This window comes from Pseudomonas sp. NMI760_13, from assembly GCF_021283245.1.
GTDB lineage: Bacteria > Pseudomonadota > Gammaproteobacteria > Pseudomonadales > Pseudomonadaceae > Aquipseudomonas > Aquipseudomonas peradeniyensis.
In genome coordinates, this window is record NZ_JAJSRC010000022.1 from 25,675 (window position 1) to 39,034 (window position 13,360).

The window sequence follows — 13,360 nt, forward strand, 5'->3', positions numbered from 1 at the left end:
CTGGCCTCATCGCGGGGCAAGCCCGCTCCCACGCTGAATACAGAACCATGCGTGGGATACAGAGTCATGCGTGGGAGCGGGCTTGCCCCGCGATGAAGCCGGTACAGACAACAGCAAGGCCCAAAAAAAACCAGAAGAAGGGTAAGGCCATGGACCAGCCAATCAACCGCATCCTCATCGTCGAGGACGACCAGCGCCTCGCCGAGCTCACCGCCGAGTACCTCCAGGCCAACGGCTTCGAGGTGGCGGTGGAGGGCGATGGTGGCCGTGCCGCCCGGCGCATCATCGACAGCCAGCCAGACCTGGTGATCCTCGACCTGATGCTGCCCGGCGAGGACGGCCTGAGCATCTGCCGCCGGGTGCGTGGCCAGTACGCCGGCCCCATCCTCATGCTCACCGCTCGCAGCGACGAGCTGGACCAGATCCAGGGCCTGGACCTGGGCGCCGACGACTATGTGTGCAAGCCGGTGCGCCCCCGCGTGCTGCTGGCGCGCATCAACGCCCTGCTGCGCCGCAGCGAGGCCCCGGAACGGCGCCAGGAATTGACCTTCGGCCCACTGCATATAGACAGCCGTCAGCGCGAGGCGCGCCTGAGCGGCCAGTTGATCGAGCTGACCGGCGCCGAGTTCGACCTGCTCTGGCTGCTGGCCAGCAACGCCGGGCGCGTGCTGTCCCGCGAGGAGATCTTCACCTCGCTGCGCGGTGTCGGCTACGACGGCCAGGACCGCTCCATCGATGTGCGCATTTCCAAGATCCGCCCCAAGATCGGCGATGACCCGATCACCCCGCGGCTGATCAAGACCCTGCGCAGCAAGGGTTACCTGTTCGTCGGCGAGGCGCCATGAACTCGATCTTCCTGCGCATCTATGGCGGCATGCTCGCGGTGCTGGTGCTGGTGGCCGTGCTCGGCGTGCTCAGCCTGCATCTGCTCAACGAAATCCGCGCCGGCCAGCACCGCGAGCGCCTGGCCCAGGGCACTTTCAGCCTGATGGCCGACAACCTGGCGCAACAGAACGCGGTGGAACGCACCCGTTCGCTGGTGATCTGGGAGCGCCTGCTCGGCGTGCCGCTGGACCTGCAGCCGCTGTCGGCGTTCACCCTCGACGGCGGGCAGCGGGCGCGGCTGTACCGCGACCTGGTGGTGGTGGAAAAGACCGGCCCGCATGCCGCCCGGGTGTTGCGCCGGGTTGGTCACGAGGATCTGCTGCTGGTGGCCGAGGTCAAGCAGATCAGCGAACAGCTGGCCCGCGCCACGCTTTATCTATTGGCCGACGAACTGGTGCGCTACCCGGTGACCGAGCAGCAGGCGCGTCTGGCGCAGCTGCGCCAGAGCAAGGGCTTCGGCTTCGACATCGCCCTGCAGCGCATCGAGCGCGCCGCTTTGGACGACGACCAGCGCCGCCGGGTGGAGGAGGGCGACACGGTGATGGCCCTGGGCCGGGACGGCGATTCGATCCGCGTGTTCTCGGGGCTGTCCGGTTCGCCCTGGGTGCTGGAGATCGGCCCGCTGTACCAGCTCAACCCGTATCCGCCGCAGTTGCTGATCCTGATCGCCTTCCTCGGCCTGTGCCTGATCGGCCTGGTGGTCTACCTGCTGGTGCGCCAGCTGGAGCGGCGTGTGTCGGGCCTGGAGGTGGCGGCCACGCGCATCGCCCAAGGCAGCCTGGATACCCGCGTGCCGGCTGGCGACGCCGACTCGGTGGGGCGTCTGGCCGAGGCCTTCAACGGCATGGCCGAGCACCTGCAGCGCTCATTGACCATGCAGCGCGAGCTGGTGCGGGCGGTGTCCCACGAGTTGCGCACGCCGGTGGCGCGCCTGCGCTTCGGCCTGGAAATGATCGAGAGCGCCAGCACTGACGAGGCCCGGGCCAAGCACCTGGCCGGCATGGACGGCGATATCCAGGACCTGGACAAGCTGGTCGACGAGATGCTGACCTACGCCCGCCTGGAGCAGGGCGCGCCGGCCCTGCATTTCCAGGTGGTGGACCTGGACGAGCTGCTGGCGCGGGTGATCGAGGAACTGGCGCCGCTGCGGGCCGAGGTGCGGGTGGTACGCGGGGTGTGCCACGGGCTCGATGGCGGTGACGCCCGGGTCGAGGCCGAGCCGCGCTACCTGCACCGGGCCCTGCAGAACCTGGTGCGCAATGCCATGCGCCATGCCGAATCGCAAGTGCGCCTGAGCTACCAGATCGGCCAGCAGCGTTGCCGCATCGATGTGGAGGATGACGGCCCCGGAATTCCCGAAGGAGTGTGGCACCGCATCTTCACCCCGTTCACCCGTCTCGACGACAGCCGCACCCGGGCCTCGGGCGGGCATGGGCTGGGGCTGTCGATCGTGCGGCGGATCATCTACTGGCACGGCGGCCGCGCCCTGGTCGGGCACAGCGAGCAGCTGGGCGGGGCGTGTTTCAGCCTGAGCTGGCCGCGTGAGCAGCCGCGCGACTAGACGCTGATCAAACTGAGCAGATGGCCGTTCTGCAAGCAGAACTGGCCATCGAGTTCTACGCCGTGGTGCCACTCGGCCGACAGGTCGGTGAGCAGGCGCAGGCGGGCATGGCCGTCGTCGGACCAGGCCAGCAGTTCGGCGTGCTCGAAATAGAAGCGCTGCCGGGTGAGCGGGTAGAGGGTCTTGAACAGGCTTTCCTTGAGCGAGAAGGTCAAGGTCACGGCCAGGGCCTGCTGGCTGTGGTCCAGGCGCTCCAGCTCGGCGGGCGTTAGGATCTCCCCGGCCAGGCGTTCGGCGCGCTCTTCGCTGAGCAGGGTTTCCTGGTCCAGGCCCAGGCCACGGCATTGGCCGTCGGCTGCGACAACCGCGGCGGCCCAGCCTTGGCCGTGGGTGATCGAGCCGTGGATGCCGGCGGGCCAGATTGGCGAGCGGTCTTCATGAGGGGTGGGAACGTAGCTTCGACCATCGAGAATCCGCAGTGCCTCGCGGGCGCAGACCCGACCGGCCAGGTACTCGGCCTGGCGCTTGGCCACCGAGCGTTGCAGGCTGGCGGTCTGCTCGATGCCGGCGCGCTGGAAGTCGTCGGCGGCCAGGCGGGCCGGGTCGAAGGCGCAGCTGACCAGCACCGCGCCGGGGACCGGGCGGGGCAGGGGCCAGTGGTGCTGGAGCGGGGCGCAGCAGGTGGGGAGTCTGTTCATGGCGGGTATTGTGCCAGCCTGGTGACTGGTGGTGGAGCAGATATTTGGGGCTGCTTTGCAGCCCTTTCGCGGCACAAGGCCGCTCCTACAAGGGCATGCGGTCTCCTGTAGGAGCGGCCTTGTGCCGCGAAAGGGCCGCAAAGCGGCCCCGGCGATCATCAGTCGAACGCGTCTTTCAAGAACGCCTGCATATCCTTCCAGGAGCTCTCGTCAGCCGCCTTGTCATACCCGATATCCGGCCCGCCATGCCCCCCATGCCCCAACCGATCCGCATCCGGGTTGGTGAACCCATGCTTGGCACCCGGAATCCCGACAAACTTGTAGTCGGCCTTGGCCGCATCCATCTCCGCCTTGAACGCCGCCACCTGCTCCGGCGTGACCATGCTGTCGGCCTCACCGTGCTCCACCAGGATCTTCGCCCGGATCACCCCAGGCTTGGCCGGCGTCTGGGTCACCAGCGCACCGTGGAAGCTCACCACGCCATCGAGCTTCTTGCCCCGGCGCGCCGCATCCAGCACCACCTTGCCGCCAAAGCAGTAGCCGATGGCCGCCAGCTGGTGCTTGTTGGTGTTGGGCTGGATCTTCAACAGCTCAAGCCCGGCGTCGAAGCGCCGGGCAGCGGCTTTCGGGTCCTTCATCGCCGCCGCCATGAACGCCTGGGCATCGGCCGGGTGCTCGGTGTTCTTGCCATCGCCGTACATGTCGATGGCCAGGGCGTTGTAGCCCAGCGCGGCGAGGTCGCGGGCGCGGCGCTTGGCGTAGTCGTTCAGCCCCCACCACTCATGCACCACCACTACGCCCGGGCGCTTGCCCTCGATAGCGTCGTCATAGGCGTAGTAGCCGACCAGGCGCTTGCCGTCGGCATCCTGGTAGGGAATCTCGCGGGTCTGCACCGCCGCCTGGGCAAGGCTGGCGCTGCACAACAAGGCCAGGGCAAGCAGGGTACGCATGGTCGAGCTCCTTCTTCGGTTCGTTCAGCCAAGGTTCAGGCCGGGTTCAGCAGGGGTTCAGGGCGCCCTCCCTACTCTAGCCCCCAGACAGCAACAACGCATCCAACCCGGAGTACCTGAATCATGAAAACCCTCAACACCCTGATTGCCGCCATGGCCGTTTGCGCCGCCGGCCTCACCAGCGTTGCCCAGGCCGATGACAACTTCGCCAGCCTGACCTACGGCCAGACCAGCGACAAAGTCCGCAAGTCCGGCCTGCTGCAACGCAACACCGACGGCCTGAACGCCGACGGCATCATCGGCAAGGACAGCACCTGGGGCGCGCGCCTGGGCAAGATCAACGACCAGGGCCGCTACTACATCACCTACGACAACGTCTCGGGCGATCACAGCGGCGTCAAGCTGCGCCAGGAGAACCTGCTGGGCAGCTACGACCTGTTCCTGCCGGTGGGCGATACCACCAAACTGTTCGGCGGCGGCAGCCTGGGCATGACCAAGCTGACCCAGGATTCGCCGGGCGCCCGCCGCGACACCGACTACGGTTACGCCGTCGGCCTGCAGGCCGGTGTGATCCAGGAAGTGACCGACAACACCTCGGTGGAGCTGGGCTACCGTTACCTGCGCAGCAACGCCGCCACCGAGATCGGCGCCCACGGCGGGCCGAAGGACGGTACCCTGCGCCTGACCAGCAGCGCGCAGACCTACCTGGCGGCTACCTACAAGTTCTGAGGTCGCTGTTATCCTGTGCCGGCCTCTTCGCGAGTAAACCTGCTCCCACAGGTGGTGCACAACCCTGTGGGAGCGGGTTTACCCGCGAAGAGGCCGGCACAGGGCATTCCCATTGAAAGGAGATCCACATGAAATTGCTGGTGGTCGAGGACGAGGCGCTGCTGCGTCATCACCTGTTCACCCGCCTCGGCGAGGGCGGCCATGTGGTGCAGGCGGTGGCCAACGCGGAAGAGGCCTTGTACCAGGCCGAGCAGTACAACCACGACCTGGCGGTGATCGACCTGGGCCTGCCGGGCATGAGCGGGCTGGATCTGATCCGCCAGCTGCGCAGCCTCGGCCAGACGTTCCCGATCCTCATCCTGACCGCCCGCGGCAACTGGCAGGACAAGGTCGAGGGCCTGGCTGCCGGCGCCGACGACTACGTGGTCAAGCCGTTCCAGTTCGAGGAGCTGGAGGCCCGCCTGAACGCCTTGCTGCGCCGCTCCAGCGGCTTCACCCAGTCGACCATCGCTGCCGGGCCCCTGGTGCTTGACCTCAACCGCAAGCAGGCGACCCTGGACGAGCAACCGCTGGCGCTGACCGCCTCCGAATACCGCATCCTCGAGTACCTCATGCGTCATCACCAGCAAGTGGTGGCCAAGGACCGCCTGATGGAGCAACTGTACCCGGACGACGAGGAGCGCGACCCGAACGTCATCGAGGTGCTGGTCGGCCGCCTGCGCCGCAAGCTCGAGGGCGACAACGGCTTCAAGCCGATCGACACCGTGCGCGGCCTGGGCTACCTGTTCACCGAGCGCTGCCGATGATCCGTTCGCTGCGGGTGCGCCTGATGCTGGCGGCGGCGTTGCTGGCGCTGCTGTTCATGCTGGCGCTGCTGCCGGCCTTGCAGAAGGCCTTCAGCCTGGCGTTGCAGGAGTCGATCGAGCAGCGCCTGGCCTCGGACGTGACCACCCTGATTTCGGCCGCGCGCATCGAGCGCGGCCAGCTGCAGATGCCGGCGCTGCTGCCGGACGAACGCTACAACCTGCCTTACACCGGTCTGCTTGGCTACATCTTCGACCGCCAGGGCACGTTGGTGTGGCAGTCGCGGGCCACCCGTAACCGCAATATCAACTATCACCCCCGCTATGACGGACGCGGCAACGAGTTCGCCCGCATTCACCAGGACGACGGCGACGAATTCTTCGTCTACGACGTCGAGGTCAAGCTGCTCGGCGGCAAGAGCGCGGCGTTCAGCATCGTCGCCCTGCAGCCGGTGCGTGAATACCAGGACACCCTCAACGGCCTGCGCGAGAAACTCTACCTGGGCTTCGGCGCGGCGCTGCTGGCGTTGATGGTGCTGCTCTGGGCCGGCCTGACCTGGGGCCTGCGTTCATTGCGCCGGCTCAGCTCCGAGCTCGACGATGTGGAGAGCGGAGCCAGAGATGGGCTGAGTCGCGAGCATCCACGCGAGCTGCTGCGCCTGACCGGCTCGCTCAACCGCCTGCTGCGCAGCGAGCGCGAGCAGCGTCAGCGCTACCGCGACTCGCTCGACGACCTGGCCCACAGCCTCAAGACCCCGCTGGCGGTGCTGCAGGGCGTTGGCGAGAGCATGGAGCAGGGCGACCGCGAACAGGCGCGGGTGCTGCAGAGCCAGATCGAGCGCATGAGCCAGCAGATCGACTACCAGCTGCAGCGCGCCAGCCTGCGCAAGAGCGGCCTGGTGAAGCACCAGGTCGAGCTCAAGCCGTTGCTCGACAGCCTGTGCAGCACCCTGGCCAAGGTCTATCGCGACAAGCGCGTCGAGGTCAGCCTCGATATTCCGGCCCTGGCACGGGTGCCGATGGAGCAGGGCGCCTTGCTGGAGTTGCTGGGCAACCTGCTGGAAAACGCCTACCGGTTATGCCTGGGGCAGGTGCGGGTCAGCCTGCAGCAGTCGCCGGGGCTGCTGCAGCTGTGCGTCGAGGACGACGGGCCGGGCGTGCCGCCGGATCAACGCGAGCGGATTCTCGAACGCGGCGAGCGGCTGGACCGCCAGCACCCGGGGCAGGGGATCGGGCTGGCGGTGGTCAAGGACATCATCGACAGCTATGACGCCGAGCTGAGCCTGGGTGATTCGCCGTTGGGCGGGGCTGCGTTCCGTATCGCGTTCCGACTCGATTGATTCTGCCTTTCCAGTGCAGGGGGCGGTGCGTGGGAGCGGGCTTGCCCCGCGATACCGGCGAAGCCGGTGCCATCCGGCCCGGGCCTCATCGCGGGGCAAGCCCGCTCCCACCGGAAAGTCCCACTGAATACCTCTGAGGCGGATTCCCGCCAACCTGGCCTGTACGATTTCCGCCATCGGGCGGAAATCCGCCATTTCCTACCGGCTTTTACGCCCCGTCCCGGGGCATTCACACCCTGTAATCATTGGCTGTGCACCTCAAGCGGGCACTTTGGCATCGCCCTTGCTATTCAGCTGACAGAGGCCTGCCCAGGCACTCGCCCACAACGACAAATCCCTCCGGGTACAGGAGGGTTCGCGATTCAGGTGCCCCGACATCCTGGGAAGGATGCGCCGGCCCACTTGAGGAAAAACTAGCCATGACGACTCGTCAGCCGCTGTACAAATCGCTGTATGTCCAGGTGATCGTTGCCATCACCATCGGTATCCTGCTCGGCCACTACTACCCGGAAACCGGCGTAGCCCTCAAACCCCTGGGTGACGGCTTCGTCAAACTGATCAAGATGGTCATCGCCCCGATCATCTTCTGCACCGTGGTCAGCGGCATCGCCGGCATGCAGAGCATGAAATCGGTCGGCAAGACCGGCGGTTACGCGCTGCTGTACTTCGAGATCGTCTCCACCATCGCCCTGATCATCGGCCTGGTCGTGGTCAACGTGGTCCAGCCGGGCGCCGGCATGCACGTCGACGTCAGCACCCTGAACGCCAGCAGCGTGGCCGCCTACGCCGCCGCCGGCGCGCAGCAGACCACCGTGGGCTTCCTGCTCAACGTCATCCCCAACACCGTGGTCGGCGCCTTCGCCAACGGCGATATCCTGCAAGTGCTGATGTTCTCGGTGCTGTTCGGCTTCGCCCTGCATCGCCTGGGCAGCTACGGCAAGCCGGTGCTCGACCTGATCGATCGCTTCGCCCATGTCATGTTCAACATCATCAACATGATCATGAAGCTGGCCCCGATCGGCGCCTTCGGTGCCATGGCCTTCACCATCGGCCAGTACGGCGTGGGTTCGCTGGTGCAACTGGGCTACCTGATGGCCTGCTTCTACATCACCTGCGTGCTGTTCATCCTGGTAGTGCTGGGCGGTATCTGCCGCGCCCACGGCTTCAGCGTGATCAAGCTGATCCGCTACATCCGTGAAGAGCTGCTGATCGTGCTGGGCACCTCGTCCTCCGAGTCGGCCCTGCCGCGCATGCTGGCCAAGATGGAGCGCCTGGGCGCGAAGAAATCCGTGGTTGGCCTGGTGATCCCGACCGGCTACTCGTTCAACCTGGACGGTACCTCGATCTACCTGACCATGGCCGCGGTGTTCATCGCCCAGGCCACCGACACCACCATGGACATCACCCACCAGATCACCCTGCTGCTGGTGCTGCTGGTAGCGTCCAAAGGTGCTGCGGGCGTCACAGGTTCCGGCTTCATCGTGCTGGCCGCGACCCTGTCGGCTGTCGGCCACCTGCCGGTGGCGGGCCTGGCGCTGATCCTGGGTATCGACCGCTTCATGTCCGAAGCCCGCGCCCTGACCAACCTGATCGGCAACGCCGTGGCCACCGTGGTCGTGGCCAAGTGGGTCAAGGAGCTGGACACCGACACCCTGCAGGCGGAACTGGCATCCGGCGGCTCGCCGCTGATCGACACCCGTCCGACCGACGACCTGGGCGTGGCCGAAGGCCCGGCGCGTTGATCGCGATGTGAAATGAAGAAGGCGACCCTCGGGTCGCCTTTTTTGTGCCGGGAGTTCTGTGCTGTCAGTGCCGGCCCTTTCGCGGGTAAACCCGCTCCCACAGGAAAATGCTGCCCTCAGGACGGTGGGGTACCTGTGGGAGCGGGTTTACCCGCGAATGCAATCTTTCACTCGACGCGGGTCTCGCCGCTGTACACCAGAATCTCCCGACACCGCCGGCACAGGTACCGCCGGCCCTGGCGCACCAGCTTGTGCCGCTGGGCGGTGAACGGGAAATCACTCTCTGGGCACGGACAGCGGTAGATGTAGCGCGTCGTCACCCGCCGCTGCACTTCATAGTTGTGGCAACGGTTCGGCGGCAGCTCGTACACCCCGCGCATGATCAGCTGCCACTCCTCGCCATGGGCCTGGATACGCTCGCCGAACAGCTGGTGGGCCACCAGATGGGCGACCTCGTGGGCCACGGTCTGGCGCAGGAAGTCGTCCTGGTTCTCGCGGTACAGCTGCAGGTTGAAGCGCAGCAGGTTCTCGTGCAGGTGGGCGACACCGGCTTTCTGGCCGCGCAGCTTGAAGCTGACCTGCGGGCGCGGAAAAGGGCGTTTGAAGAAGGTTTCGGCTTGCTGGTAACAGGTTTCGACGCGTTGTCTGAGCAGCTCGGGCATGGCGGGGCAGTTCTCCTGACCGGGCATTATGCCGCAGGCAATGGCCGGCTGCCGAGCCGCCGGTCAGGCACACGAAACGAAGCCGCCTTGCGGCGGCCTCGGGTGATGCCCCAGTGTTGGTTGGATCTGATAGGTATGCGTTCAGTTGGTGTAGACGGGCCCCACGCCCAGTCCCCAGATGATCACGGTCGCGGCCATGATCGCCACCAGTACCACCAGGCCCACCGCCAGCACGGAGCTGGAGAACAGGAAGCCTTCATCCGACGGTATGTTCATGAACGTCGGCAAGCCGACATACAACAGGTACACGGTGTAGCAGATGGCCGCCGTGCCGATCAGCATGCCGAGCCACAGGTGCGGGTACAGCGCCGCGAGGCCGCCGATGAACAGCGGGGTGGCGGTGTAGGTGGCGAAGGCGATGCACTGCGCCATGCTCGGGTTGGCGTCGTAGGTGCGCGCCATCCAGTGGATGAAGGCGCCCATCACCGCGACCCCGGCGAGCATCGCCAGGTACGACATGATGCTCATCCACAGCGCGCTTTCCATGGTCAGCATCACCGCTGGCCGCTCGCCGATCACCCAGCCGACCTGGGTGGTGCCGATGAACGCCGAGACGGCGGGGATCGCCGCCAGGATCAGCGTGTGCGTCAGGTACATGTGGCTGATGCTTTCTTCCTCGCCACGGATCTCCCGCCACTCCTGGTCAGGGTGGGTGAACAGCCCAACAACGTGATGAATCATACGGGTCACTCCTATCGTCGTTGCCAAACGCCCCCCGGATGGAGCGCCTATGGCCCGAGGCCAGGACACCAAGTGCTGCGCCAATGTGGCCTTATGTCGCAGTATAGGAAGCGGATCCCGGCACAAAACCGGCTTTTTAGAGCAAATTGCGCTGTCAGGCGTGGTGCTGATTCCCTTGAAGTCTTTATCGGATTCACCTACTGCGCCGTGCGGTTTGTGCGTAAAATAGCCGGCTTTTGTCACACCTCGCGGATCCAAGCGCTATGGGCACCCTCTCGGTCAACCAGAACAAACTGCAAAAACGCCTGCGTCGTCTCGCTGGCGAAGCCATCACCGACTACAACATGATCGAGGATGGCGACAAGGTCATGGTCTGCCTGTCCGGCGGCAAGGACAGCTACACCATGCTCGACGTTCTGTTGCACCTGCAGAAGGTGGCGCCGATCAAGTTCGACATCGTCGCGGTGAACATGGACCAGAAACAGCCGGGCTTCCCCGAGCACGTGCTGCCGGCTTATCTGAAAGAGCTGGGCGTCGAGTATCACATCGTCGAGAAGGACACCTACTCGGTGGTCAAGGAGCTGGTACCCGAGGGCAAGACCACCTGCTCGCTGTGCTCGCGCCTGCGTCGCGGCACCCTGTACACCTTCGCCGACGAGATCGGCGCGACCAAGATGGCCCTGGGGCACCACCGCGACGACATCGTCGAGACCTTCTTCCTCAACATGTTCTTCAACGGCGCGCTCAAGGGCATGCCGCCGAAGCTGCGCGCCGACGACGGCCGCAACGTGGTGATCCGCCCACTGGCCTACTGCAGCGAGAAGGACATCCAGGCCTACTCGGACATGAAGGAATTCCCGATCATCCCGTGCAACCTGTGCGGCTCGCAGGAGAACCTGCAGCGCCAGGTGGTCAAGGACATGCTGGTGGAGTGGGAGCGCAAGCACCCGGGCCGTACCGAGAGTATCTTCCGCGCCTTGCAGAACGTCGCGCCGTCGCAGCTGGCCGACCGCAACCTGTTCGACTTCACCAGCCTGAAGATCGACGAGAGCGCCACCCCGCGTTTCCTCGACGTGCTGAACATCTGACCGCATGCGCGACTATCAGTGGTTGCACGCGTACTGCCTGAACCGCTTCGGTTCGGCCCAGGCGCTGGAAGCCTTCCTGCCGCAGCCGCGCACGCCCGCGCAGCTGCGCGACATCCCTGACGATCGCTACCTGTCGACCCTGGCCCTGCGCGTGTTCCGCGCCGGGCTCAAGCACAGCCTGGTGGACGCCAAGTGGCCGGCGTTCGAGCAGGTGTTCTTCGGTTTCGATCCGCAGAAGGTGGTGCTGATGGGCGCCGAGCACCTGGAGCGGCTGATGCACGACGAGCGCATCATCCGCCACCTGGGCAAGCTCAAGAGCGTGCCGCGCAATGCGCAGATGGTGCTGGACGTGGCGAAGGAGAAGGGCAGTTTCGGCGCGTTCATCGCCGACTGGCCTGAGACCGATATCGTCGGGTTGTGGAGGTACCTGGCCAAGCATGGCAACCAGCTGGGCGGGTTGTCGGCGCCGCGGTTCTTGCGGATGGTCGGCAAGGACACCTTCATCCCCACCGACGACATGGCGGCGGCGCTGATCGCGCAGAAGATCATCGACAAGCCGCCGACCAGCCAGCGTGACTTGGCGTTGGTGCAGCAGGCGTTCAACCAGTGGCATGCCGAGAGCGGGCGGCCGCTGTGCCAGTTGTCGGTGATGCTGGCGCATACCGTCAATCATTGAGATCGCCGGGGCCGCCGTGCGGCCCTTTCGCGGCACAAGGCCGCTCCTACAGGAGTACGCGTCCCCCTGTAGGAGCGGCCTTGTGCCGCGAAAGGGCTGCAGAGCAGCCCCGGAACTTAACGCCCTTCACCCGCCAGGCGCCGCTCCTGCTGGAACTTCCAGCGCACAAACAGCAACCCGCTGACGAACAACCCCAGGCTCACCAGCACCTCGACCCAGCCGAACAGCGCCCGCGCCGGATCGAACGCCGCCAGCACGCCCTTGATGAAATAGATGTTCACCACGAAGCAGGTCCAGGCGTGCGCCCGGGCGCTGCCCATCAGCATGCCCGGCAGCAATAGCAGCAGGGGGATCAGCTCGATGGCCATGATCACCTCGACCCGCGCCCCGTGCAGGTCGGCGAACCACAGGTTGTTCACCACCAGCAGGGCGATCAGGCCGAAGAAGCAGGCCAGGCTCAGGGCGCGGGTAAAGCGCACCCGGGGGGCCAGCCAGTCCAGTGGCGGCAATACCTTCGGCTTTCTAGCCACGTTCGCCACCCAGGGCCTTGGCCGTCTTCGCCAGGCGCTGCCCGAGCGCGCGACACAGGGTGATCTCGTGCGGGTCCAGCTCACGCTTGCCGTCGGCGCCGGCATGGTGGCTGGCGCCGTACGGCGTGCCGCCGCCACGGGTCTCGAGCAGCGCTGATTCGCTGTAGGGCAGGCCGGTGACCAGCATGCCGTGGTGCATCAGCGGCAGTAGCATCGACAGCAGGGTGGTCTCCTGGCCGCCGTGCAGGCTGGCGGTGGAGGTGAACACCGCCGCCGGCTTGCCCACCAGCTCGCCGCCCAGCCACAGGCTGCTGGTGCCGTCGAGGAAGTACTTGAGCGGCGCGGCCATGTTGCCGAAGCGGGTCGGGCTGCCCATGGCCAGGCCCGCGCAGTGGCGCAGGTCGTCGAGGGTGGCGTAAAGCGCGCCGCTGGCCGGGATGTCCGGGGCCACGGCCTCGCACTCGGTGGAGATTGCCGGCACGGTGCGCAGGCGCGCCTCCAGGCCGGCCATCTCGACACCGCGGGCGATATGCCGGGCCATCTCGCTGGTCGAGCCGTGGCGGCTGTAGTACAGCACCAGGATGTAGGGTTCGCTCACGGCAGGATCTCCAGGACCTTCTCTGGTGGGCGGCCGACCACGGCCTTGTCACCGGCCACCAGGATCGGGCGCTCGATCAGCTTGGGATGCTCGACCATGGCCTTGATCAGCTGGGCGTCGCTCAGGGCCGGGTTGGCCAGCTCCAGGGCCTTGTATTCGTCCTCGCCGGTGCGCAGCAGCTGGCGCGCGCCGATGCCCAGCTTGGCAAGCAGCTGTTCGAGGGTGGCGGCGTCCGGCGGGGTCTCGAGGTAGCGCACGATGGTCGGCGCGAGGCCGCGTGCCTCGAGCAGTTCCAGGGCGCCGCGGGATTTCGAGCAGCGCGGGTTATGATAGAGGGTCAGATCGGTCATGACGGGT

The 13,360-nt window shown here is 66.2% G+C and carries 15 protein-coding genes; 8 read left to right on the forward strand and 7 right to left on the reverse strand.

The features are described 5' to 3' along the window. Window positions 1-149 precede the first annotated feature (149 nt). Both LU671_RS20360 and LU671_RS20365 read left to right on the forward strand, forming a co-directional pair. Window positions 150-845 (forward strand): response regulator, encoded by a 696-nt coding sequence (locus LU671_RS20360; protein WP_028690938.1) that lies wholly within the window; start codon window positions 150-152, stop codon window positions 843-845. Then, the gene (locus LU671_RS20365; RefSeq protein ID WP_232856689.1) at window positions 842-2,446 is read left to right on the forward strand and encodes an ATP-binding protein; all 1,605 of its coding nucleotides are present in this window, start codon (window positions 842-844) and stop codon (window positions 2,444-2,446) included. The genes LU671_RS20360 and LU671_RS20365 overlap by 4 nt, the downstream gene beginning before the upstream one ends. On the opposite strand, the gene LU671_RS20370 is transcribed toward LU671_RS20365, so the two are convergent. Together LU671_RS20370 and LU671_RS20375 are read right to left on the reverse strand one after the other, a co-directional pair. Continuing rightward, window positions 2,443-3,144, reverse strand: coding sequence for a 4'-phosphopantetheinyl transferase family protein (locus LU671_RS20370; RefSeq protein WP_232856691.1), 702 nt, complete (start codon window positions 3,142-3,144; stop codon window positions 2,443-2,445). The two genes, LU671_RS20365 and LU671_RS20370, sit on opposite strands and share 4 nt — an antisense overlap. A gap of 158 nt (window positions 3,145-3,302) precedes the next feature. Next, window positions 3,303-4,094 (reverse strand): dienelactone hydrolase family protein, encoded by a 792-nt coding sequence (locus LU671_RS20375; protein WP_232856693.1) that lies wholly within the window; start codon window positions 4,092-4,094, stop codon window positions 3,303-3,305. A 123-nt stretch (window positions 4,095-4,217) separates the two neighbouring features. Between LU671_RS20375 and LU671_RS20380 the strand changes: the two genes are divergently transcribed. From LU671_RS20380 to LU671_RS20395, 4 genes are all read left to right on the forward strand, one after another. Beyond that, window positions 4,218-4,823 (forward strand): outer membrane protein, encoded by a 606-nt coding sequence (locus LU671_RS20380; RefSeq protein WP_050704272.1) that lies wholly within the window; start codon window positions 4,218-4,220, stop codon window positions 4,821-4,823. Window positions 4,824-4,951: 128 nt separating this feature from the next. Then, window positions 4,952-5,629, forward strand: a complete 678-nt coding sequence (locus tag LU671_RS20385) for a response regulator (protein WP_232856694.1) — start codon at window positions 4,952-4,954, stop codon at window positions 5,627-5,629. Continuing rightward, window positions 5,626-6,966: an ATP-binding protein gene (locus LU671_RS20390; RefSeq protein ID WP_232856697.1), complete on the forward strand. Its 1,341-nt coding sequence runs from the start codon at window positions 5,626-5,628 to the stop codon at window positions 6,964-6,966. Before LU671_RS20385 ends, LU671_RS20390 begins: the two co-directional genes overlap by 4 nt. A gap of 419 nt (window positions 6,967-7,385) precedes the next feature. Further along, entirely contained in the window at window positions 7,386-8,708 is a 1,323-nt protein-coding gene (locus tag LU671_RS20395) for a dicarboxylate/amino acid:cation symporter (RefSeq protein ID WP_110736363.1), read from the forward strand. Window positions 8,709-8,875: 167 nt separating this feature from the next. Here the strand turns inward: LU671_RS20395 and LU671_RS20400 are convergent, their stop codons facing one another. Together LU671_RS20400 and LU671_RS20405 are read right to left on the reverse strand one after the other, a co-directional pair. Then, complete coding sequence (locus LU671_RS20400; protein WP_232856699.1) at window positions 8,876-9,370, reverse strand: SprT family zinc-dependent metalloprotease; 495 nt, start codon at window positions 9,368-9,370, stop codon at window positions 8,876-8,878. Between the two features lie 141 nt (window positions 9,371-9,511). Next, window positions 9,512-10,111 carry a Yip1 family protein gene (locus tag LU671_RS20405; RefSeq protein ID WP_028690929.1) on the reverse strand — a complete coding sequence of 200 codons (600 nt, stop codon included), beginning with the start codon at window positions 10,109-10,111 and terminating at the stop codon, window positions 9,512-9,514. Between the two features lie 263 nt (window positions 10,112-10,374). Here LU671_RS20405 and ttcA point away from each other — a divergent pair, with 263 nt between their 5' ends. Beyond that, window positions 10,375-11,199, forward strand: coding sequence for a tRNA 2-thiocytidine(32) synthetase TtcA (gene ttcA / locus LU671_RS20410; protein WP_011532643.1), 825 nt, complete (start codon window positions 10,375-10,377; stop codon window positions 11,197-11,199). A 4-nt stretch (window positions 11,200-11,203) separates the two neighbouring features. Continuing rightward, complete coding sequence (locus LU671_RS20415; RefSeq protein ID WP_232856700.1) at window positions 11,204-11,875, forward strand: DNA-3-methyladenine glycosylase I; 672 nt, start codon at window positions 11,204-11,206, stop codon at window positions 11,873-11,875. Window positions 11,876-11,991: 116 nt separating this feature from the next. Here the strand turns inward: LU671_RS20415 and LU671_RS20420 are convergent, their stop codons facing one another. The 3 genes from LU671_RS20420 to arsC are packed head-to-tail and all read right to left on the reverse strand — an operon-like array spanning window position 11,992 to window position 13,353. Beyond that, window positions 11,992-12,405: a DUF2069 domain-containing protein gene (locus LU671_RS20420; protein WP_203647702.1), complete on the reverse strand. Its 414-nt coding sequence runs from the start codon at window positions 12,403-12,405 to the stop codon at window positions 11,992-11,994. Beyond that, complete coding sequence (gene wrbA / locus LU671_RS20425; protein ID WP_050704525.1) at window positions 12,398-13,003, reverse strand: NAD(P)H:quinone oxidoreductase; 606 nt, start codon at window positions 13,001-13,003, stop codon at window positions 12,398-12,400. The genes LU671_RS20420 and wrbA overlap by 8 nt, the downstream gene beginning before the upstream one ends. After that, entirely contained in the window at window positions 13,000-13,353 is a 354-nt protein-coding gene (gene arsC / locus LU671_RS20430) for an arsenate reductase (glutaredoxin) (protein ID WP_203647701.1), read from the reverse strand. Before arsC ends, wrbA begins: the two co-directional genes overlap by 4 nt. Window positions 13,354-13,360 lie beyond the last annotated feature (7 nt).